This window comes from Streptomyces sp. NPDC090108 (assembly GCF_044747185.1).
Lineage (GTDB): Bacteria > Actinomycetota > Actinomycetes > Streptomycetales > Streptomycetaceae > Streptomyces.
On sequence record NZ_JBIVDQ010000005.1, the window covers coordinates 331,986 to 351,841 of the forward strand.

At 72.9% G+C, this 19,856-nt stretch carries 17 protein-coding genes; 9 read left to right on the forward strand and 8 right to left on the reverse strand.

Annotated features, from left to right (window positions below):
* Window positions 1-1,137, reverse strand: coding sequence for an iron uptake system protein EfeO (efeO, locus tag ACIPRD_RS19760; RefSeq protein WP_401564615.1), 1,137 nt, complete (start codon window positions 1,135-1,137; stop codon window positions 1-3).
* Between the two features lie 304 nt (window positions 1,138-1,441).
* On the opposite strand from efeO, the gene ACIPRD_RS19765 reads away from it, so the two are divergent.
* Window positions 1,442-2,086 (forward strand): PhzF family phenazine biosynthesis protein, encoded by a 645-nt coding sequence (locus ACIPRD_RS19765; protein WP_356398050.1) that lies wholly within the window; start codon window positions 1,442-1,444, stop codon window positions 2,084-2,086.
* 76 nt (window positions 2,087-2,162) lie between these two features.
* Here the strand turns inward: ACIPRD_RS19765 and map are convergent, their stop codons facing one another.
* The gene (gene map, locus ACIPRD_RS19770; protein WP_356398053.1) at window positions 2,163-3,020 is read right to left on the reverse strand and encodes a type I methionyl aminopeptidase; all 858 of its coding nucleotides are present in this window, start codon (window positions 3,018-3,020) and stop codon (window positions 2,163-2,165) included.
* A 58-nt stretch (window positions 3,021-3,078) separates the two neighbouring features.
* On the opposite strand from map, the gene ACIPRD_RS19775 reads away from it, so the two are divergent.
* Entirely contained in the window at window positions 3,079-3,333 is a 255-nt protein-coding gene (locus tag ACIPRD_RS19775; RefSeq protein ID WP_401564618.1) for a hypothetical protein, read from the forward strand.
* Between the two features lie 11 nt (window positions 3,334-3,344).
* On the opposite strand, the gene ACIPRD_RS19780 is transcribed toward ACIPRD_RS19775, so the two are convergent.
* Window positions 3,345-3,941 carry a hypothetical protein gene (locus ACIPRD_RS19780; RefSeq protein WP_401564620.1) on the reverse strand — a complete coding sequence of 199 codons (597 nt, stop codon included), beginning with the start codon at window positions 3,939-3,941 and terminating at the stop codon, window positions 3,345-3,347.
* A gap of 251 nt (window positions 3,942-4,192) precedes the next feature.
* On the opposite strand from ACIPRD_RS19780, the gene npdG reads away from it, so the two are divergent.
* Together npdG and ACIPRD_RS19790 are read left to right on the forward strand one after the other, a co-directional pair.
* The gene (gene npdG / locus ACIPRD_RS19785) at window positions 4,193-4,906 is read left to right on the forward strand and encodes an NADPH-dependent F420 reductase (protein WP_356398062.1); all 714 of its coding nucleotides are present in this window, start codon (window positions 4,193-4,195) and stop codon (window positions 4,904-4,906) included.
* A gap of 39 nt (window positions 4,907-4,945) precedes the next feature.
* A complete protein-coding gene (locus ACIPRD_RS19790; protein ID WP_401564622.1) occupies window positions 4,946-5,191 on the forward strand; it encodes a hypothetical protein in 246 nt (81 codons plus the stop codon).
* Window positions 5,192-5,204: 13 nt separating this feature from the next.
* On the opposite strand, the gene ACIPRD_RS19795 is transcribed toward ACIPRD_RS19790, so the two are convergent.
* Window positions 5,205-6,005: a site-2 protease family protein gene (locus ACIPRD_RS19795; protein ID WP_401564625.1), complete on the reverse strand. Its 801-nt coding sequence runs from the start codon at window positions 6,003-6,005 to the stop codon at window positions 5,205-5,207.
* A 311-nt stretch (window positions 6,006-6,316) separates the two neighbouring features.
* Here ACIPRD_RS19795 and ACIPRD_RS19800 point away from each other — a divergent pair, with 311 nt between their 5' ends.
* Window positions 6,317-9,679 carry an AfsR/SARP family transcriptional regulator gene (locus ACIPRD_RS19800; protein WP_401564628.1) on the forward strand — a complete coding sequence of 1,121 codons (3,363 nt, stop codon included), beginning with the start codon at window positions 6,317-6,319 and terminating at the stop codon, window positions 9,677-9,679.
* A gap of 44 nt (window positions 9,680-9,723) precedes the next feature.
* Here the strand turns inward: ACIPRD_RS19800 and ACIPRD_RS19805 are convergent, their stop codons facing one another.
* The 3 genes from ACIPRD_RS19805 to panB form a co-directional block, all read right to left on the reverse strand.
* Window positions 9,724-10,548: an ABC transporter permease gene (locus ACIPRD_RS19805; RefSeq protein WP_356398074.1), complete on the reverse strand. Its 825-nt coding sequence runs from the start codon at window positions 10,546-10,548 to the stop codon at window positions 9,724-9,726.
* Complete coding sequence (locus tag ACIPRD_RS19810; RefSeq protein ID WP_356398076.1) at window positions 10,545-11,570, reverse strand: ATP-binding cassette domain-containing protein; 1,026 nt, start codon at window positions 11,568-11,570, stop codon at window positions 10,545-10,547. Before ACIPRD_RS19810 ends, ACIPRD_RS19805 begins: the two co-directional genes overlap by 4 nt.
* Before the next feature lie 364 nt (window positions 11,571-11,934).
* The gene (gene panB, locus ACIPRD_RS19815) at window positions 11,935-12,801 is read right to left on the reverse strand and encodes a 3-methyl-2-oxobutanoate hydroxymethyltransferase (protein WP_356398079.1); all 867 of its coding nucleotides are present in this window, start codon (window positions 12,799-12,801) and stop codon (window positions 11,935-11,937) included.
* A gap of 379 nt (window positions 12,802-13,180) precedes the next feature.
* Between panB and ACIPRD_RS19820 the strand changes: the two genes are divergently transcribed.
* From ACIPRD_RS19820 to ACIPRD_RS19835, 4 genes are all read left to right on the forward strand, one after another.
* Window positions 13,181-14,776: an MFS transporter gene (locus ACIPRD_RS19820; RefSeq protein WP_401564631.1), complete on the forward strand. Its 1,596-nt coding sequence runs from the start codon at window positions 13,181-13,183 to the stop codon at window positions 14,774-14,776.
* 84 nt (window positions 14,777-14,860) lie between these two features.
* On the forward strand, window positions 14,861-15,490 hold the full coding sequence (locus tag ACIPRD_RS19825; RefSeq protein WP_356398084.1) for a TetR/AcrR family transcriptional regulator: 630 nt from the start codon (window positions 14,861-14,863) through the stop codon (window positions 15,488-15,490).
* A gap of 189 nt (window positions 15,491-15,679) precedes the next feature.
* Window positions 15,680-16,729, forward strand: a complete 1,050-nt coding sequence (locus ACIPRD_RS19830) for an endonuclease/exonuclease/phosphatase family protein (RefSeq protein ID WP_356398087.1) — start codon at window positions 15,680-15,682, stop codon at window positions 16,727-16,729.
* 92 nt (window positions 16,730-16,821) lie between these two features.
* Window positions 16,822-18,033, forward strand: coding sequence for an MFS transporter (locus tag ACIPRD_RS19835; RefSeq protein WP_401564635.1), 1,212 nt, complete (start codon window positions 16,822-16,824; stop codon window positions 18,031-18,033).
* 56 nt (window positions 18,034-18,089) lie between these two features.
* On the opposite strand, the gene ACIPRD_RS19840 is transcribed toward ACIPRD_RS19835, so the two are convergent.
* Window positions 18,090-19,808 (reverse strand): FAD-binding oxidoreductase, encoded by a 1,719-nt coding sequence (locus ACIPRD_RS19840; RefSeq protein WP_401564637.1) that lies wholly within the window; start codon window positions 19,806-19,808, stop codon window positions 18,090-18,092.
* Between the last annotated feature and the right edge of the window lie 48 nt (window positions 19,809-19,856).

Consider the following 19,856-nt stretch of genomic DNA (forward strand, 5'->3'; position numbering starts at 1 on the left):
CTACTTCACGACGGCCGCGGCCAGCTTGGACAGCGGCTCCGCGAGGGCGTTGACGGCGTCCGACAGTTCCTTGCGCTGGTCCTTGGTGACCTTGTCGTAGGAGATGAAGCCGCCGGACTCCTTGGCGGAGCGGTACTTGTCGAGCAGCGTGTCCAGCGCGGTGAACTGCTTGTCCAGCTCACCGGTGAGCGCGGGGTCGTTCTTGGCGGCGACGGGCTTCAGCAGCTCGTACGCCTTCTGCGCGCCCTCGACGTTGCCCTTGAAGTCGGACAGGTCGGTGTGCGAGTAGCGGTCCTCCTCGCCGGTGACCTTGCCGGTGGCGACCTCGTCGAGGAGTTCCTTGGCGCCGTTGGCCATGGAGGTCGGGGTGATCGCGGCCTTGCCGACCCGCTTCTGCCAGTCCGTCAGGTCGGTGACGAGCTGACCGGCGAGGGTCTTCTCCTCGGCGCCGATCTTCTTGTCCTGCCAGAGGGCCTTCTCCAGCCGGTGCCAGCCCGTCCACTTCTGGCCCTTCTCCAGGCCGTCGGCGCGGGTGTCGGTCTTGGGGTCGATGTCGCCGAAGGACTCCGCGACCGGCTCGGTGCGCTCCCAGCCGAGCCGCGAGGGCGCGTACGCCTTCTTCGCGGCGTCGAGGTCGCCCGCCTGGATCGCGTCGGCGAAGACCTTGGCGAGCGGCACGGTGGCGTCCGCCTGCTCCTGGGCGTACTCGCGGTAGTCGGCGACGGCCTTGTCCAGGCGCGGGTCGCGCTTGGCGGCGGCACCGGCGCCGGTCACGTCCAGCTTCTGCCGGATCCCGCGCCCCTTCATGCCCGGACGGCAGGCGATCTCGTACGAGCCGGCCTTCACCTCGGCGGTCAGCGTGTACTTGGTGCCCGGACCGATGTTCTCCTTCTCGGAGACGATGCGGTCGTCGGGGAAGAGGATCTCGACCTCGGTCGCCTTCTCGCCCTTGTTCTCGATCTTGAGCGTGACCTGGCCCGCCGGCACCGATTTCGCGGAGGTCTCGCACGTCGAGTCGGCGGCGGTGACCTTGATGGCGTCCCCGTCCTTGGCATCGCTCTTGGCGGTGCACGCGGGCAGGGCGCACAGAGCGGCCACAGTGGCGGCGGCGGTGACGGTCAGTCGGACGGCTCGCATGCAGGCTCCAGCGATCTGGTGTGGTGAGGCTGCCCTAACTTACCTGAGGCTTACCTCAGTAATACCCCCTCGGATCGTGATTCAGGTCTCACGGAACGGCCGACGTCCCCTACCCGCCCCCTTCTCCGCAAAGGGGACACCGGGAAACGGCAAAGAGGTGGCGGAACGGCGCGCGCCGTGCGCCGGAGGCCGGCGGGGGAGCGGCGGCACCTCGCGTTCCCGGGACCCGGCCGCTCCCGGCACCCGCCCGGAGGCGCTCCCGCCTGGGACGTCCTCGCCGCCGCCGCGATGCTTCAATTTCCCCGTGACTGACTACGACGTACTCCGCGTGTTCTGCGGACCGAACGGCGGCTACGGCAATGAACTCGGTGTCGTCCGCAACGGCTCGGTCGTGCCGGAGCGGAGCGACCGGCAGGAGCTCGCCGCGAAACTCGGCTTCAGCGAGACCGTGTTCGTGGACGACCCCGAGCGCGGAGTGATCGACATCTACACCCCCACCCTGCGGCTGCCGTTCGCCGGACACCCCTGCGTCGGCACCGCGTGGCTGCTCGACGTGCCCGAACTGGTCACGCCCGCCGGGGTGGTGGGCACCCGGCTGGACGGCGAGTTCACCTGGATCGAGGCTCGCGCGGAGTGGGCCCCGCCGCGCACGCTGCGCCAGTACGCCACCGCCGCCGAGGTCGACGCCCTCGACGTGCCGCCGCCCGGCGAGTGGATCTACGCCTGGGCCTGGGCGGACGAGTCGGCCGGCCGGGTGCGCGCCCGGGCCTTCCCCGGCCGGGGCGACGGCATCGAGGAGGACGAGGCGACCGGCGCCGCGGCCCTCCTGCTCACCGACCGGCTCGGCCGTGCCCTGAACATCACCCAGGGCACGGGGTCCCAGATCCTGACCGCGCCCCAGCCGCACGGCTGGGTGGAGGTCGGCGGGCGGGTCTACCTGGAGCGGTAGGGGTCTTTCCGGAGCGGTGGCCGGGGACCGGCGCGGCGCGCGCCCGGCCGCCGTCCCGTCCCCGTTCCCGTTCCCGTCAGGGCAGGGTCAGGATGTCCGCGCCCGTGTCCGTGACGACCAGCGTGTGCTCGAACTGGGCGGTGCGCCTGCGGTCCTTCGTCACGACGGTCCAGCCGTCGTCCCACATGTCGTACTCGTGCGTGCCGAGCGTCAGCATCGGCTCGATCGTGAACGTCATCCCCGGCTGCATGACGGTCGTCGCGTGCGGGCTGTCGTAGTGCGGGACGATCAGCCCGGAGTGGAACGAGGTGCTGATGCCGTGGCCGGTGAAGTCCCGCACCACGCCGTAGCCGAAGCGCTTGGCGTACGACTCGATGACCCGGCCGATGATGTTGATCTGCCGGCCCGGCTTGACCGCCTTGATCGCCCGGTTCAGCGACTCACGGGTCCGCTCCACCAGCAGCCGCGACTCCTCGTCCACGTCCCCGACGAGGTAGGTGGCGTTGTTGTCGCCGTGCACCCCGCCGATGTACGCCGTCACGTCCAGGTTGACGATGTCGCCGTCCCTGAGGACCGTCGAGTCCGGGATGCCGTGGCAGATGACCTCGTTGACCGACGTGCACAGCGACTTGGGGAAGCCGCGGTAGCCGAGCGTGGAGGGGTAGGCCCCGTGGTCGCACATGTAGTCGTGCGCGACCTTGTCCAGCTCGTCGGTGGTCACGCCGGGGGCGATGATCTTCGCCGCCTCCTCCATCGCCCGTGCGGCGATGCGGCCGGCGGTCCGCATCGCCTCGACGGTCTCCGGGGTCTGCACCTCGGGACCGGTGTAGGGCGTGGGCGCGGGCTTTCCGACGTACTCGGGGCGACGGATGTTTCCGGGCACCGGACGGGTGGGAGACAGCTCCCCTGGTACGAGCAGCGACTGGCCAGACATGCCAGCGAGTCTAACCAGCGGGCATGCGGGAACATGTGGGTGGCGAGAGGAGTGGTCGATGGCCCTGTTCAAGAAGCGCACCGTCGGCAAGCCGGGCGAGTGGTACTACTGCCTGGAGCACAAGAAGGTCGAGGAGGGGCCCGACTGCCCGGGAAAGAACCGGTTCGGCCCGTACACCAGCCCGCAGGAGGCGCAGCGCGCCCTGGAGACCGCGCGCGAACGCAACCTCGAATGGGAGACCGACCCGCGCTGGCACGACCGCGCGGCGGAGGACGACGCGGCGGACGGCGACACGCCGGGCACTCCTGCCTGAGTCCGAGCCGTTCACCAGGGGGCGGACGGCGGGGCCGTCAGGAGCTCCGCCAGACGTGACAGGCGGTCCCAGAAGCCCCGGCGGGCCCCCGGGGGGCCGCCGTTCTCGCCGGCCGCCGCGCTGACCAGGTGCTGGACGCTGTCCAGGTCCAGCTCCGCCGCCTCCGGGACGGTCAGCGTGTCGTGCGACATCGCGGCCAGCTCGCCCGCCGCCGCGCCCAGGGACAGCACGGTCGCCCCGGCGCGCCGTGCCGCGTGGACCCGCTCCAGCAGGCCCGCCGGCTCCTCGGGGGCCACCACCAGGAGGGTCTCCCCGCGCCGGGCCTCCTCGATCCGGCCCGGTCCGACGGCGAGATGGGCGGGGTCGCCGGGGCGGGCGCCGTGCCGCACCAGGACCGGGGCCAGCTCGGGCGTGCCCGACCAGGCCGCCTCGTCCACCAGATGCGCGGCCAGGTGCCACGGCTCGTACGCGGGCGTGCCCACCAGCAGCAGCCCGCCCCCGTGCGCCACCACCGAGCCGCGCAGCCCGCTCGCGAACCGCCGGGTGGCCCCCAACCACTCCGTCCCGGCGAGCACTTCACGCAGCAACGCGACCCGTACGGCGTCCATGCGACCGCATCCTGCCGCAACCCGCGCGGGGCGGCGAGGAGTTCGCCCCGGATTCGCCCGACCTGGCGACACCGGCCCACGGTTCCGGCCGGGTTGCGCCCGTCCCGCGCGGGCCTGCCGGTCCCCTGCGCGGCCCGCGCACCCCGCCGCTCCCGGCCCGTTCCCGCCCGCCACGGCCCGTGCCGCCCCCGTGCCCGGGACGCGGCCCACCCGCCCCGGCACCCCGCCCGTCACGGACGTACAGTCGGCGCATGACCTCTACCGACAGCGCACCCACCGCCGCGAAGGCCCCCGCCAAGGACCCCTGGGACCTGCCCGACGTCTCCGGACTCGTCGTCGGCGTGCTCGGCGGCACCGGCCCCCAGGGCAAGGGCCTGGCCTACCGCTTCGCCAGGGCCGGCCAGAAGGTGATCATCGGTTCGCGCGCCGCCGAGCGCGCCGAAGCGGCCGCCGGGGAACTCGGCCACGGCATCGAGGGCGCCGACAACGCCGAGACCGCGCGCCGCAGCGACATCGTGATCGTCGCCGTTCCGTGGGAGGGCCACGGCGCGACCCTCGCCGCGCTGCGCGAGGAGCTGGCCGGCAAGCTCGTCGTGGACTGCGTCAACCCGCTCGGCTTCGACAAGCAGGGCGCCTACGCGCTCACCCCCGAGGAGGGCAGCGCCGCCCAGCAGGCCGCGGCCCTGCTCCCGGACTCCCGGGTCACCGCCGCCTTCCACCACCTGTCGGCCGTCCTCCTCGAGGACCCGGAGACCGAGGAGATCGACACCGATGTGATGGTCCTCGGCGACAAGCGGGCCGACACCGACCTGGTGCAGGCGCTGGCCGCGCGCATCCCCGGCATGCGCGGTGTCTTCGCGGGCCGGCTGCGCAACGCCCACCAGGTGGAGGCGCTGGTCGCCAACCTGATCTCCGTCAACCGCCGGTACAAGGCCCACGCCGGGCTGCGCGTCACCGACGTGTGAGACACCCCGGCGTGCCCGGGCGACGGGCGCGCGGGGGACATGGGGGACACTGGTCGGCGTAGCAGTGTCCCCCGACAGGAGCCGAACCCCATGCCCCGCATCGCCCTCTACAGCCTGATCGTCTGCGTCCTCGCCGTGGTCGCGGCGGTCGTCTCGTTCGTCCAGGGCAGCTGGCTGGGGATCGTCTGGGTGCTGCTGGCGGGCCTGTCGTCCAACATGACCTTCCTCGCCGTCCGGCGCGGCCGGGCCGCCGCCGCGGCGCGCGGCGGCTCCGCGACGGGCTGAGGCGGCTGCTCCGTCACGGGCTGATCAGGCACAGCTCGGGGGTGCCGTTCCAGAAGCGGTAGAGCCGGTAGCCGCAGTCCGAGGAACCGGCATCCACGCCCAGCGCGCGCATCACGGTGTCGACCAGGCCGAAGAACGCCTGGTTGACCGACGGCACCCACAGCAGCGCGAACACCAGCATCAGGCCCCACTGGGCGAACGGCTCCACCTGCCGCTTGATCCGGTACGACAGCCACGGCTCGATCACCCCGTACCCGTCCAGGCCCGGCACCGGCAGGAAGTTCAGGATCGCCGCGCTCACCTGGAGCAGGGCGAGGAACGCCAGCGCGAACCGGAAGTCGCGGGGCACGCCGTCGAGCGCGTGCAGCCAGAACGGCGCCGTGCACACGATCGCGAACAGCACGTTCGTCAGCGGACCCGCCGCCGAGATCAGGCTGTGCCGCCAGCGGCCCCGGACGCGTCCGCGCTCGATGAACACCGCGCCGCCCGGCAGACCGATGCCGCCCATGATCACGAACAGCACCGGGAGCACGACGCTCAGCAGGGCGTGCGTGTACTTCAGCGGGTTCAGCGTCAGATAACCCTTCGAGCCCACCGAGATGTCCCCGCTGTGCAGGGCGGTGCGCGCGTGCGCGTACTCGTGCAGGCACAGGGAGACGACCCAGGCCGAGGTCACGAACAGGAACACCGCGAGGCCCGGCTGCGCGGCGAACCCCGTCCAGGTCGCCCAGCCGGTCACCGCCATGACGGCCAGGATCCCGGCGAAGACGGGACTGACCCGGCGCTCGGCCCGGCGGGTGGTGGCGGTGGTCATGGGACTCCTGACTCGTGTCGCTGACGATGACGGCCTCGACCGTACCGGTGGTGCGGTGGAAACGTCCCGCGGGCGGCCGGAGGTTCCGCAGTGTTCACGCGGGCCGGTTCCGCAGGGTTGGCGTGGGCCGGTTCCGCAGGGTTCGCGCGAGCCGGTTCCGCAGGGTTGGCGTGGGCCGGTTCCGCAGGGTTCAGGCGGGCCGGTTCCGCACGGTTCGCGCGGATCGGTTCCCCACGGTTCGCGCGCGCCCGTTCCGCACAGTTCCCGAGGGTCCGAAACCCGGGGGCGGAGCGGGGGCGTCCCCAGGGACAATGGACCCCGTGCGCTACCGGCTTCTCGGCACCACCCAGGCACTCCGCCCCGACGGCACGGCCGTCCCCGTCGGCGGGGCGCGGCTGCGCGCCCTGCTGAGCGTGCTCGCGCTGCGGCCCGGCCGCACCGTACCCGTCGGGGTACTGGTGGAGGAGGTGTGGGGGGACGAGCCGCCCGCGGACTCCGCCGGCGCGCTCCAGGCCCTGGTCGGACGCCTGCGCCGGGCGCTCGGCGCGGACGCCGTCGCCTCCGCCGAGGGCGGCTACCGGCTCACCGCCGCCCCCGACGACATCGACCTCAACCGTTTCGACCGGCTGACCGGCGAAGGCCTGCGCGCCCTGACCGACGGCGACCCGGCCGGTGCCCGCGCCCTCCTGGACGAGGCCCTCGCCCTCTGGCGCGGACCCGCCCTCGCCGACCTGCCCGACCGCACCGCCGAGGCGGCCCGCTTCGAGACCCGCCGGCTGGACGCCCTGCGCGCCCGGCACTCGGCCGCCCTCGCCCTCGGCCGGGCCGAGGAGTCCCTGCCCGAGCTGGCGGCCCTGTGCGACAGCCACCCGCTGGACGAACCCCTCCAGGCGCTGCGCCTGCGCGCCCTGCGCGACGCCGGGCGCCCCGCCCAGGCGCTGGCCGGCTACGAGGACGTACGACGGCTGCTCGCGGAGCGGCTCGGTTCCGACCCGGGCCCCGCGCTGCGCGCCCTGCACACCGAACTGCTGACCCAGCGGGCCCCCGCGCCCACACCCGCCCCGGCGCCCGTGGCCGCCGCGCCGAGGCACGTCTCCGTGTCCGCCGTACCCGGTCCGGTGTCCGCCGTGCTCGCCGCGCCGTCGGCCCCGATGGGCCCGGTCCCCGCCGCGCCGGGCAATCTGCGGGCGCGGCTCACCTCCTTCGTCGGCCGCGAGAGCGACATCCGGACCATCGGCGCCGACCTCACGGGCGCCCGCCTGGTCACCCTGCTCGGGCCCGGCGGGGCCGGCAAGACCCGGCTGTCGCAGGAGGCCGCCGAGGCCGTACGGCACCTCGCGCGGGACGGCGTGTGGCTGGCCGAGCTGGCCCCCGTCGACGACCCGGCCGCCGTACCGCAGGCCGTGCTCACCGCGATCGGCGCCCGCGAGACCGTGCTGCACGGCGCCGGCGTCGAGGGCATGCGCGCCGTCTCCGACCGCTACGACGACCCCGTCGCCCGGCTCGTCGAACACTGCGCCCGGCGCCGCATGCTGGTCATCCTCGACAACTGCGAGCACGTGGTGGAGGCGGCCGCCCACCTCGCCGAGCGGCTGCTGGCCGACTGCCCCGACCTGACCGTGCTCGCCACCAGCCGTGAACCCCTCGGCGTCCCCGGAGAGTTGCTCAGACCGGTGGAGCCGCTGCCCGAGCCCGTCGCGCTGCGGCTGCTCGCGGAACGCGGCGCCGCGGCCCGGCCCGGCTTCCGCGTCGAGGACGACCCCGAGGCGTGCGCCGAGATCTGCCGCCGCCTGGACGGACTGCCCCTCGCGGTCGAACTGGCCGCCGCCCGGCTGCGCGTGCTGACGCCCCGCCAGATCGCCGACCGGCTGGACGACCGCTTCCGGCTGCTCACCTCCGGCAGCCGCACCGTGCTGCCCCGCCAGCAGACCCTGCGCGCCGTCGTCGACTGGTCCTGGGACCTGCTCGACGCCGACGAACGCGACGTCCTCGGCCGCCTGTCCCTCTTCGCGGGCGGCTGCGACCTGCCCGCCGCCGAGGCCGTCTGCGGTCCGGTCGCCCTGGACGCGCTCGGCTCCCTCGTCGACAAGTCCCTCGTGGTGGCCACCCCTTCGGCGGACGGCGCGATGCGCTACCGGCTCCTGGAGACCGTCGCCGAGTACGCGGCCGAACGCCTGGACGAGGCCGGAGGCCGCGCCGCGGCCGAACGCGCCCATCTCGTCTACTTCCGCGAACTCGCCCGCACCACCGACCCGTTGCTGCGCGGTCCGGGCCAGCGCGCCGCCGTCGAACGCATCGAGCTGGAGTACGAGAACCTGCGCACCGCCCTGCGCCACGCCATCGCCCTGCGCGACGAGCAGGAGGGGATCGCCCTGGTCCAGTCCCTGCTGCGGTTCTGGCAGTTGCGCGACCAGCGCCTGGAGACCCGCACCTGGTGCGAGGAGGTCATGTCGCTCGGACCCGACCCGTTCGCCGAACCGCTGCGCCGCGCGCGCCCGGTGTGGCAGCCCTGCACCGACGCCCCGCCGCCCTATGCCGGTGACGTCCTCGACGAGGCCCGGCGCGGCGTCCACCTCGCCCATCTGGCCTGCATGGACATGGAACTCGACCTCTGGCAGACGCCCGAGGCGCAGGCCAAGCTGCGCGCCATCACCCAGGTCTACGAACCCGGCCTGCCGCAGACCTGCCGGGCGCCGGGCATCCTGTGGTTCTTCGCGGAGATGCTCACCGGGGGAGTGGAACGGCTGCGCGTGATCATCGACGCGGCCGTGCGGACCTGCCGGGAGACCCCCGGCTTCGAGTGGGAACTGGCCGGCGCGCTGCAGATGCGCGCCAACCTGCTGGCCAACCGCACCGTCTGGGCCGGGGACGCGGGCAAGGACGCCGACGAGTCGCTGGAGATCTTCCGCCGCCTCGGCGACGACTGGGGCATCGCCGAGGCGCTGTCCGCGCGCGGCGAGGCGCGTGAGCGCGAGGGCGCCTACCGCGAGGCCGCCGCCGACTACGAGGCGGCCATCGGGCACGCCGAACGCCTCGGCGCCCACGCCCAGATGGCCGTGCTCGGCGCCCGCCTCGGCAGCGTCCTGCTGGAGGCCGGCGACTGCGAACGCGGCGAGGGCCTGCTGCGCCAGGTCATCGCCGAGCAGAAGGGCGCCGCCAACGAGGCGATGCCCGCGGCCCGCCTCTTCCTCGCCGTCTGGCTCTCCCTGACCGACCGCACCGGCGAGGCGCGCGAGCAACTGCGGCTGCTGCGCGAAGAGTTCAAGATCGCCCACTTCGTGGTCTTCGACGCGATGATCATCGGCCAGGAGGCCTGGCTCGACGCTCTCGACGGCCGTACGGGGGAGGCTCTCGACCAGGTGCGCAAGGCGCTGCTGCTCGCGCGCGATCCGCTGGCCGAGGCGATCATCCCGCATCTTCCCTCCATCTGCCTCACCGTCGGCGCCATGGCCCTGTCCGGCCACGACGGTGGCGCCGTAGCCGCGGACGCCGCCCGCTGCCTGGGTGCCGCCGAGGCCCTGCTGCCGGCCGGCCACATCCCCTCCGGGGTGGAGAAACGCGTCGCGGAGCTCACCGAGGCGCGGATCCGCGAGGCGCTGGGCGGCCCGGACTACGACGCCGCGTACGCCGAGGGCGGCGGCCTCTCCCTCGTGGAGGCCACCGCCCTGGTGTGAGGTGCCGGTCCGGGGCCCGGCGTCCGGATCCTGCCGTCCCCGGATCAGCTCTTGGTGCGGAACTTGTGGATCGCGACCGGCGCCATCACCGCGGTGATCGCCACGGACCAGCCCACCGTCACCCACAGGTCGTGCGTGACCGGGCCGCCCACCATCAGGCCGCGCGCCGCGTCCGCCAGCGTGGACAGCGGGTTGTAGTCGGTGAAGGCCTGCAGCCAGCCCGGCATCGACTTCGTCGGCGCGAAGATCGACGAGCCGAACTGCAGCGGGAACAGCACCAGGAAGCCCATCGCCTGCACGGACTGCGCGCTCTTCATCACCACGCCCAGCGTGATGAACACCCACATGATCGACGAGGCGAACAGCGTGGACAGGCCCACCGCCGCGAGCAGCCCGCTCCAGCTGGTGATGTCGAAGCCCACCAGGACGGCGACGACCAGCAGGACCGCCGTGGCGAACAGCATCCGCCCGAGTTCCACCGCGATCTTCGCGAACAGCACCGAGCCGCGCCCGATCGGCAGGGACCGGAAACGGTCCATGACACCGCTGTTGAAGTCCTGGCTGAAGCCGGTGCCGACGCCCTGCGACATCGTCATACTCATCATCGCCAGCATGCCGGGAATGACGTACTGCACGTACCTGTCCTGGCCGCCGCCGAGGGCCTGGCCGATCGAACCGCCGAAGACGTAGACGAACAGCAGCGTGAAGACGATCGGCATCAGCAGCGCGTCGAACATCGACTCCGGGTCCTGGCGGATCCACAGCAGATTGCGGCGGATCAGCGCCCCGGTGTGACGCAGGTGGCCGCGCAGCGTGATGTGCGCGTCGGCGACGCCGTCGGTCACGGGCAGGGTGGTGGTGGCGCTCATACGGCGACCTCCTCGCGGTCGTCGGCGGGCGTCGCGTCCTGCGGGGCACCGGCACGGTGACCGGTGAGGGACAGGAACACCTCGTCCAGGCTGGGCAGTTCGGTGGTGATGGAGGAGATGGTGATACCGCGCGCGGTGACCGCGCCGACCACCGCGGTCAGCTGCTCGTCGCTCAGGATCGGCACCAGCAGCGTGCCGGTCTCGGTGTCCACGGTGGTGGTCGCGAGCCCGGTGATGCCCAGTTCGTCCAGCATGCCGGCGAGCGGGCGCAACTGGAGCGGGTCCACCGGGCGCACCCGGAGGGTGCGGCCGCCGACCCGGGCCTTCAGCTCCTCGATACGGCCGTTCGCGATGACCTTGCCGCGGTCCACGACGGTCAGCTCCGAGGCGAGCTGCTCGGCCTCCTCCATGTACTGCGTGGTCAGCAGCACGGTGACGCCCTCGCCGACCATCGCCTTGACCTCGTCCCACACCTCGTTGCGGGTGCGCGGGTCCAGGCCGGTGGTCGGCTCGTCGAGAAACAGCACCTGGGGGCGCCCGATCATCGAGGCGGCCAGGTCCAGGCGCCGCCGCATGCCGCCGGAGTACGTCGACGCCGGGCGCTTGGCGGCCTCCGTCAGCGAGAACCGCTCCAGCAGTTCGTCGGCGCGGGTGCGGGCGTCCTTGCGGGACAGGTCCAGCAGGCGCCCGATCATGTAGAGGTTCTCCCAGCCCGGGAGCTTCTCGTCCACCGAGGCGTACTGGCCGGTCAGGCCGATCACCCGGCGCAGCTGGCGGGGCTGGCGGACGACGTCGTGGCCGGCCACGGTGGCCTGTCCGGCGTCGGGGGTGATCAGCGTGGACAGGATGCGGACGAGGGTGGTCTTGCCGGCGCCGTTCGGGCCGAGCACACCCATCACGGTGCCCTCGCGGACGTCCAGGTCGACGCCGTCCAGGGCCTTGGTCTCCCCGTAGTGCTTCACCAGACCCCGTACGGTCACGGCGGCACGCCCGCCGGCGGGGTTGTCATCGATTCGCGTCATGACCACGACGATGGCAGGCGCTGCCGACAGATTGCCGACAGGGTGGGCCGGGGGCCTACAGCGCGCCGACAGTCCGTTGTCTTTGCCCACCCGCCCGGAACTGTGGCCCGAGACGCACCGGTCACCGCATGTCCCACCCGCCCGTCCGAAACCGTCGGCCGAGGCGTTCCGGCCACGGGGGTGCCCGCGGTGGCTTCCGGCGGGCCGGGTCGGGTGGGGGGCAGGGCGGGGTTCTGGGGCGGAGCGCCGGGAAAGGGGGCAGCCCGCCGACGGGGGAAGATCGACGGGCTGCCCGTGTTGCGGCAATGGCTCAGTGCGCGGCGCCGGGCCGCGGAGGCAGACCCCCGCGGCCGGCGGCAGCCGCCTAGTGGACGGAGTGCTCCTCCGCCGGGAACGTGCCGCCGACGACCTCCTCGGCGAACTCCTTCACCGCGTCGCCCATGACCTCACGCAGATTCGCGTACTTCTTGACGAACTTCGGCACCCGGCCGGACGTCAGACCGAGCATGTCGGTCCACACCAGGACCTGCGCGTCCGTCTCCGCGCCCGCGCCGATACCGACCGTCGGGATGTGCAGCACCCGCGTCACCTCGGCCGCCAGCTCCGCCGGAACCAGCTCCAGGACGACCGCGAACGCGCCCGCGTCCTGCACGGCCTTCGCGTCGCGCAGCAGCTGCTGGGCCGCCTCCTCGCCCCGTCCCTGCACGCGGTAGCCCATCGAGTGGACGGACTGCGGGGTCAGGCCGATGTGCGCCATCACCGGGATGCCGGACTCCACCAGCAGCCGGATCTGCTCGTGCGAGCGCTCGCCGCCCTCCAGCTTCACCGCGCCGGCCCCGGCCTCCTTCACCAGCCGGGTCGCCGAGCGCAGCGCCTGCACCGCGCCCTCCTGGTAGGTGCCGAACGGCAGGTCGGCCACGATCAGGGAACGGCTGGTGCCCCGTACGACGGCGGCCGACAGCATGATCATCTGGTCGAGGGTGACGGGCACGGTCGAGTCGTACCCGAGGTGGCAGTTGCCCGCCGAGTCGCCGACGAGGAGCACCGGGATCCCGGCCTCGTCGAAGACGGACGCGGTCATCGCGTCGTAGGCGGTGAGCATGGGCCACTTCTCGCCCCGCTCCTTGGCGAGAGCGATGTCGCGGACGGTGATGCGACGGGTGCCCTTCCCCCCGTACAGCGCCTTGCTGCCGTCGGAAGGCTTCGTGTGGGCAGCCGAAAGCTGCGTCATTGCGGCTCCTTCAGTCATCTCGAGGCGCCCTCACGGCGTCCCCGGATCGTCTCCATGGTGGCACCTCGTGCCGCACTCGGCCAGGGGGACCCCCTGTGATCCCTCCGCTTCTTCCCCCGGGGTCCCTTTCAAGTCTTTTGCGGGCCCCTTTTCGCCCCTTTCGGACCCCCTGATCTCCGCCCGCCGGCTGTCACTCCGGGCCCGCTCCGGTCCTGCTTCAGGCCTGTTCCGAGTCCACCCCGGGTCCATCCCCAGCCCGCCCCGAGCCCGTCCCGGGTCCACCCCGAGCCCGCCCGGTCCGCCCCCGCCGCGTAAGGGCTCGGTAAAGTAATTCAGATACGAGACGGTGCCGTATTGAAATGGCTCTAGGCTCGGACGCATGACAACTTCCGTACCTGCCTCCCGAATACCGGAAGCAGTGCACCGGCGCCGTTGGGCGATTCTCGGCGTGCTCATGTTGAGCCTGCTCATCGTGGTGCTCGACAACTCGATCCTGAACGTCGCCATCAAGACCATCTCCACTCCGGCGCCCACCGGTCTCGGCGCGACCCAGAGCCAGATCGAGTGGGCGATCAACGCCTACACGCTGGTCTTCGCGGGCCTGCTCTTCACCGCCGGCCTCATCGGCGACCGCCTCGGACGCAAGAAGGTCCTGCTGGGCGGCATCGTGGTGTTCGGCATCGGCTCGGCCCTGGCCGCCGAGTCCGGCTCCCCGGGCCAGCTGATCGCCTACCGCGCGGTGATGGCCCTCGGCGCCGCGTTCGTCATGCCCGCGACCCTCGCCGTGCTGATGAACGTCTTCGAGCGCGACGAGCAGCCCAAGGCCATCGGCATCTGGGCCGGCGGCGTCGGCCTCGGCATCGCCATCGGCCCGATCACCGGCGGCGCGCTGCTGGACCACTTCTGGTGGGGCTCGGTCTTCCTCATCAACGTCCCGATCGTGATCCTCGCGCTCGGACTGATGCTGTGGCTGGTGCCCGACTCCCGCGACCCGAACCCCGGCCGCCTCGACCCCGTCGGCGTCGTGCTGTCCGTGGTCGGCCTGATCCTGCTCGTCTACGGCATCATCAAGGGCGGTGAGCTGGCCGACTTCACCGACCCCAGGGTGCTGGTGACCATCGGCGCCGGAATCCTCGTGCTCGCCGCCTTCGTGGTCTTCGAGAAGCGCAGCGACCACCCGTCCCTGGACGTCACCTACTTCAGGAACAAGGTCTTCTCGGCCGCCATGAGCGCCATCGCGCTGGTCTTCTTCGCGCTGATGGGCGTCACGTTCTTCGGTGTCTTCTACACCCAGAGCGTGCGCGGCTACTCGCCGCTGGAGGCCGGTGTGCTGATGCTGCCCCTGGCCGCCGCCCAGATGATCTTCGCGCCGCGGGCCCGGCTGCTGGTCGACCGGTTCGGCAACAAGGCCACGACCACCGCGGGACTGGTGCTGATCGCCGCCACGCTGGCCGCGTTCGCCGGCTTCGAGGCCGACACGCCGATCTGGCAGCTGGAGGTCGTCTTCTTCCTCATGGGCACCGGCATGGCGCACATCATGACGCCGACCTCCGTCGTCATCATGCAGGCCCTGCCGCGCGAGAAGGCCGGCTCGGCCTCCGCGCTCAGCAACACCTTCCGCCAGGTCGGCGGCGCCCTCGGCATCGCCGTCCTCGGCTCGGTCCTCGCCACGTCCTACCGGGGTGGCATCGAGGACAAGCTCGGCGCCCTGCCGCCCGGCCTGCGGGACACGGCCGGCGACTCCATCGAGGCCACCCTCGGCATCGCCGCCCGGCTCGGCCCGCGCGGCCAGGCCCTGATCACCCCGGCCCACGACGCCTTCCTGCACGCCATGCACGTCACCGCCCTGTGCGGAGCGGGCGTGGCCCTCGCCGGTGCCGTGGTCACCGCCCTGTTCCTGCCCGGTCGGGCGGCGGCAGGGCAGCCGCAGAAGGAGGAACCGGAACTGGTCGCGGCCGCGGACCGCGAGTCGTAGAAACCGCGGCGCCGCACGCGCCGGCACGGGGGAGGGAGGCGGCTGCGGGACAATTCCCGCAGCACACCGAGAGGACGGAACGACGTGAGCCTTGCCGAAAGCCGGCCGCGACAGGCCTGCCCCACCCGGGGGAGGCCCCGCAGCGAGGCCGTGGAGCGCGCCATCGTGGAAGCCGTGATGAAGCTTCTGGAGGACGGCGTCCCCCTCGCCGAGCTCTCCATCGAGCGTGTCGCCCGTACCGCCGGGGTCGGCAAGGCCACCATCTACCGCCGCTGGAGCGGCAAGGAGGAGCTGTTCGTCGACGTCATGCGCGCCGCCGAACCGCCCGACCCCGAACTGCCGGGCACCTCGATGCGCGACGACCTGGTCGTCCTGCTGGAGGCGATGCGCACCCGGGGTCTGCTGAACCGCTCGTCGCTGATGATGCACAACATCTACGCCCAGATGAAGAGCAGCCCCAAGCTGTGGGCCGCCTACGAGTGCACGGTGATAGAGCCGCGGCGCGAACTGGGCTACGAGGTGCTGCGCCGGGGGCAGCGCGGCGGCGAGCTGCGCGACGACGTCGACCTGGAACTGATCAACGACATCGTCGTCGGCCCCATGATCGTCCGCGCCTTCATGCGCCCCGAGGCGGAGCTGCCCGAGGGTCTGTCGGGGCGGATCGTCGACACGGTCCTCGAAGGCCTACGGCCCGTCAGCTCGACAGCCCCGTAGCGCTCATGTGCATATTTCGTCACAGACCCTGCCCGGTCCGGCGGTGACGGAACTCCCGGCGCCCGCTCTTCGTCCTCGTCTTCCGTACGGCCGTCATGGGACGGCGAGAACGGCGGCGTTGATCCCCTAGGGTCGGATGGGCACGGGGGAGAGACGACGACATGCACGGCAGGCAGTGAGGCAGACGGTATGGCGCAGCAGGCGTACATGACGGAGACGGGCAACGGCGGCTCGGGATCCGAGCGACCGGGATCCCGGTTTCGACGCCTGGCGCGCCGCCTGTTCTCGGGCTGGCGGGGTGATCCACGGGTCTGGCGCCGCGGACTGCTGCTCGCCGTCCTCGCCCTGCTGCTGGCCGGGGTGATGCTGCTGCACTCCCGCATCCCCAACCGGGTGGGCAACCTCGGCAGCCTCACGGAGACCTTCCTGCCCTGGTTCGGCCTGGCCGTCCCCGTCCTGCTGGTCCTCGGGGTGCTCCGGAAGTCGGCGCCCGCGCTGATCGCCGTGATCCTGCCGGCGATCGTCTGGCTGAACCTGTTCGGCGGCCTGCTCACCGACAAGTCGGCCGCCGGCGGCGACCTCATGGTCGCCACCCACAACGTGAACGCCGACAACCCCGCCCCGTCCGCGACCGCCCGCGGCGTCGCCGCCTCCGGGGCCGACGTGCTGGCCCTGGAGGAGCTCGCCCCGGCCGAGGTCCCGGTGTACGAGAAGGCCCTCGCGGGGACCTACCCCTACCACTCGGTCACCGGCACCGTCGGCCTGTGGAGCAAGTACCCGATGAGCGGCGCGCGGGCCGTCGACATCAAGCTCGGCTGGGAACGCGCGATGCGCGCGACCGTGGCCACCCCCGAGGGCCCGATCGCCGTCTACGTCGCCCACATGCCCTCGGTGCGGGTGAAGATGCGGGCCGGCTTCACCGCCGCGCAGCGCGACAAGAGCGCCGACGCCCTCGGCGAGGCGATCGCCGACGAGCCGCTGCGCCGCGTGGTGCTGCTCGGCGACCTGAACGGCACCATGAACGACCGCTCGCTCAACGCCGTCACCTCGCAGCTGCGCTCCACGCAGGGCGCCGCGGGCAGCGGCTTCGGGTTCAGCTGGCCGGCGTCGTTCCCGATGGCGCGGATCGACCAGATCATGGTCAGGGGCATCGATCCGGAGAGCTCCTGGACCCTGCCGCGCACCGGCAGCGACCACCTGCCGGTGGCCGCCCGTGTGAACGTCGACACGTCCTCGTAACCCGTTGGAATACCGCGCCTGAGAGCCTTTGTTTCGTAGCCGAACATAAACTGTCCGGACCTCCGCTCTCCTTTGAAAGGCACAGGCTCTCCATGCCTCTGGCCCTGCTGGCCCTGGCTGTCGGCGCTTTCGGTATCGGTACGACCGAGTTCGTGATGATGGGCCTGCTGCCCGAGGTCGCGGACGACCTGCACATCTCCATCCCGGCCGCCGGACATCTGGTCTCGGCGTACGCGCTGGGCGTCGTCATCGGAGCCCCGCTGCTGGCCGCCCTCACCGCGCGGATGTCCCGCCGCTCGGTGCTGATCGGCCTGATGGCCGTGTTCGTCCTCGGCAACGCGCTCTCCGCCCTCGCGCCCGGCTACGACTCCCTGCTCGCCGCCCGCTTCCTCAGCGGGCTGCCGCACGGGGCGTTCTTCGGCGTCGGCGCCGTCGTCGCCATGAACATGGTCGCCCCGGAGCGCAAGGCCCGGTCGGTGTCCCGGATGTTCCTCGGCCTGACCGTCGCCAACATCGCGGGCGTCCCCGTCGCCACGCTGATGGGCCAGCACCTGGGCTGGCGGGCGACCTTCCTCGGCGTCAGCGTGATCGGCGTGGCCGCGATCGCCGCGCTCGCGCTGCTGATCCCGCGCGACCGCTCCCACGCCCCCGCGACCGGCCTGCGCGGCGAACTGGCCGCCCTGCGCTCCCTGCCGGTCTGGCTCGCCCTCGGCACCACGGTCGCGGGCTTCGGCGCGCTGTTCGCCGCGTACAGCTACATCACCCCGATGCTGACCGGCCCCGCCGGGTTCGCCGAGTCCAGCGTGACGCTGCTGCTCGCCCTGTTCGGTGTGGGTGCGACCGCGGGCAACCTGCTGGGCGGCCGCCTCGCCGACCACGCGATGCGCGGCACCCTGTTCGGCGGCCTCGCCTCCCTCGCCGTGGTCCTGCTGTTCTTCCCGCTGCTGATGCGCGCCGAGTGGGGTGCGGTGGTGGCGGTCGTCCTGCTCGGCATGGCGGCCTTCGTCACCGGTTCGCCGCTGCAGCTCATGGTCATGGACAAGGCCGCCAGCGCGCCCTCCCTCGCCTCCTCCGCCAACCAGGCGGCCTTCAACCTGGCCAACGCCGGCGGTGCCTGGATCGGCGGCCTGGCGCTGGCCGCCGGCTTCGGGGCCACCTCCCCGGCGGTGGCCGGCGGCGCGCTCGCGGTGCTGGGCGTGGGCGTGGCCGCGGTGGCCTGGGCGGTGGACCGCCGCCGCGAGGTCGCCTCCACCGGCCGCGTCGTCGCCTCCCACGTCCCCGAACAGGGCGCGCTGCACCGCTGAGACCGAAGGCGGTGTGAGGGGCTCGCAGAGCGGAGCCCCTCACACCGCCCCGGGGGTCAGGCCCCGCTCGCCGCCGTGTCCGCCGGGTCGACGAGGACGCCCGGGTTCAGGATTCCGGCGGGGTCGAGGGTGTGTTTGACGGCCCGCAGGGCCTGGGCGAACAGCTCGGGGCGCTGGCGGTCGTAGCCGGGCCGGTGGTCGCGGCCGACCGCGTGATGGTGGGTGACGGTGGCCCCGTGGTCGTGCAGGATCTCCATCGACGCGGCCTTGATCTCGTCCCACATGGCGGTCTCCCGCCCGCGCCGCCCGGGGGCGACGACGGTGAAGTACGGGGCCGGGCCGTCGGGGTAGACGTGCGTGAACCGGCAGGTGATCGTGGGCTCGGAGCCCGTCACCTCCCGCACGGCACCGGCCAGCCGCTCGCGCACCGACGCGTACAGCTCCGGCGCGCGGTCCCAGGTGCAGGCCGTCTCGAACGTCTCGGTGAGCACGCTCATACGGGCCAGCGCGTCACGGACGTACGGCATCCTCAGGAACGCCGACCGCCAGGCCTCCGCGGCGGCGTCCGGCGCGCCGGACCTCGTCGCCGCGGGCACGCCGCCGTGGTCGCGGGCGAGGGCGAGCAGCTCGGCCAGGCGGCCGTCGACGGGGACGCGGGCCGACTCCACACCGAGGACGAGCACGCTCGCGCCGTCGCGGGCCACCCCCGACAGCGCGGCCTCCCCGGGATCGAGGAGCCGGCAGTTGGCCGGGTGCAGACCCGCCTGGGAGACGGCCCGTACGGCCTCCATGGCGGCGTGCACGTCGTCGAACAGCACGGTGGCCGACGCCTTGTGGCGCGGGCGTTCCTGGAGCCGCATCCAGGCCTCGGAGATCACCCCGAGCGTGCCCTCGGAGCCCAGGAACAGCCGGTCGGGAGAGGGACCCGCGCCGGACCCCGGCAGCCGCCGCGACTCGCTCACACCGACCGGCGTCACCACCCGCATCGACTCCACGAGGTCGTCGACGTGGGTGTACACGGTGGCGTAGTGGCCGCCCGCCCGGGTGGCGAGCCAGCCGCCCAGGGTGGAGAACTCGAAGCTCTGCGGGAAGTGCCGCAGGGTGAGTCCGTGCGGCCGCAGCTGCGCCTCCAGACCCGGGCCGAGAGCACCCGCCTGGATCCGCGCGGCCCGGCTGACCCGGTCGATCTCCAGCACCCGGTCCAGGGCGGAGAGGTCCAGCGACACCACCCCGCGGTGCAGCCCCGCGCGGTACTCGACCCCGCCGGCCACCGAACTGCCCGCGCCGTACGGCACGACGGCCACGTCCGCGCCCGCCGCCCAGTCCAGGACGTCGGCCACCTCCTGCTCGGTGCGGGGGCGGGCGACCTGGTCGGGCGCGGCGGCGAGGTCTCCGTGCAGGGCGCGCATCACGTCCCGGTAGGCCTTGCCGTAGGTGTGCGAGGCCCGGTCCCACGGCTCCGCCGACATCACGGGGGCCAGCGCGGCGGGCGGCTCGACCCGCACCTTCGGCAGGTCGAGGTCCGCGACCGCGGGCACGGGCAGCGGGGTGTCCGCCGCGCCCGGGACCAGGGCGCCGAGCGCGACGCACTCGGCGTCCGACAGGGCCTTGTCCTCCGTGCCCCAGCCCCACCAGGAGCGGCGGCCGGGCCCGCCACCGGACGGTGACGGGCCCGAGGGGGCGGGGGCGCCGGAGGAACCGGGGGAACCGGGCGAACCGGAGGAGGACGAGGCGGGGGAGGGGATGTGCGAAGCGCCGGCACCGGCCACGGGCATGGACCTCTCTGTGCTGTACTCGCCAGTAGGTTCCAGCAATGTGCCGTG

Bases quoted from the DNA above. Each gene is read 5' to 3' on its own strand.
- npdG (WP_356398062.1), top strand. From the start codon at position 4,193: ATGACCTCTACCGACAGCGCACCCACCGCCGCGAAGGCCCCCGCCAAG.
- ACIPRD_RS19830 (WP_356398087.1), top strand. From the start codon at position 15,680: ATGGCGCAGCAGGCGTACATGACGGAGACGGGCAACGGCGGCTCGGGA.
- efeO (WP_401564615.1), bottom strand. From the start codon at position 1,137: ATGCGAGCCGTCCGACTGACCGTCACCGCCGCCGCCACTGTGGCCGCT.
- ACIPRD_RS19840 (WP_401564637.1), bottom strand. From the start codon at position 19,808: ATGCCCGTGGCCGGTGCCGGCGCTTCGCACATCCCCTCCCCCGCCTCG.
- ACIPRD_RS19775 (WP_401564618.1), top strand. From the start codon at position 3,079: ATGGCCCTGTTCAAGAAGCGCACCGTCGGCAAGCCGGGCGAGTGGTAC.
- ACIPRD_RS19810 (WP_356398076.1), bottom strand. From the start codon at position 11,570: ATGACGCGAATCGATGACAACCCCGCCGGCGGGCGTGCCGCCGTGACC.
- ACIPRD_RS19795 (WP_401564625.1), bottom strand. From the start codon at position 6,005: ATGACCACCGCCACCACCCGCCGGGCCGAGCGCCGGGTCAGTCCCGTC.
- map (WP_356398053.1), bottom strand. From the start codon at position 3,020: ATGTCTGGCCAGTCGCTGCTCGTACCAGGGGAGCTGTCTCCCACCCGT.
- ACIPRD_RS19800 (WP_401564628.1), top strand. From the start codon at position 6,317: ATGGACCCCGTGCGCTACCGGCTTCTCGGCACCACCCAGGCACTCCGC.
- ACIPRD_RS19780 (WP_401564620.1), bottom strand. From the start codon at position 3,941: ATGGACGCCGTACGGGTCGCGTTGCTGCGTGAAGTGCTCGCCGGGACG.
- ACIPRD_RS19790 (WP_401564622.1), top strand. From the start codon at position 4,946: ATGGGGGACACTGGTCGGCGTAGCAGTGTCCCCCGACAGGAGCCGAAC.
- ACIPRD_RS19835 (WP_401564635.1), top strand. From the start codon at position 16,822: ATGCCTCTGGCCCTGCTGGCCCTGGCTGTCGGCGCTTTCGGTATCGGT.
- panB (WP_356398079.1), bottom strand. From the start codon at position 12,801: ATGACGCAGCTTTCGGCTGCCCACACGAAGCCTTCCGACGGCAGCAAG.
- ACIPRD_RS19805 (WP_356398074.1), bottom strand. From the start codon at position 10,548: ATGAGCGCCACCACCACCCTGCCCGTGACCGACGGCGTCGCCGACGCG.
- ACIPRD_RS19820 (WP_401564631.1), top strand. From the start codon at position 13,181: ATGACAACTTCCGTACCTGCCTCCCGAATACCGGAAGCAGTGCACCGG.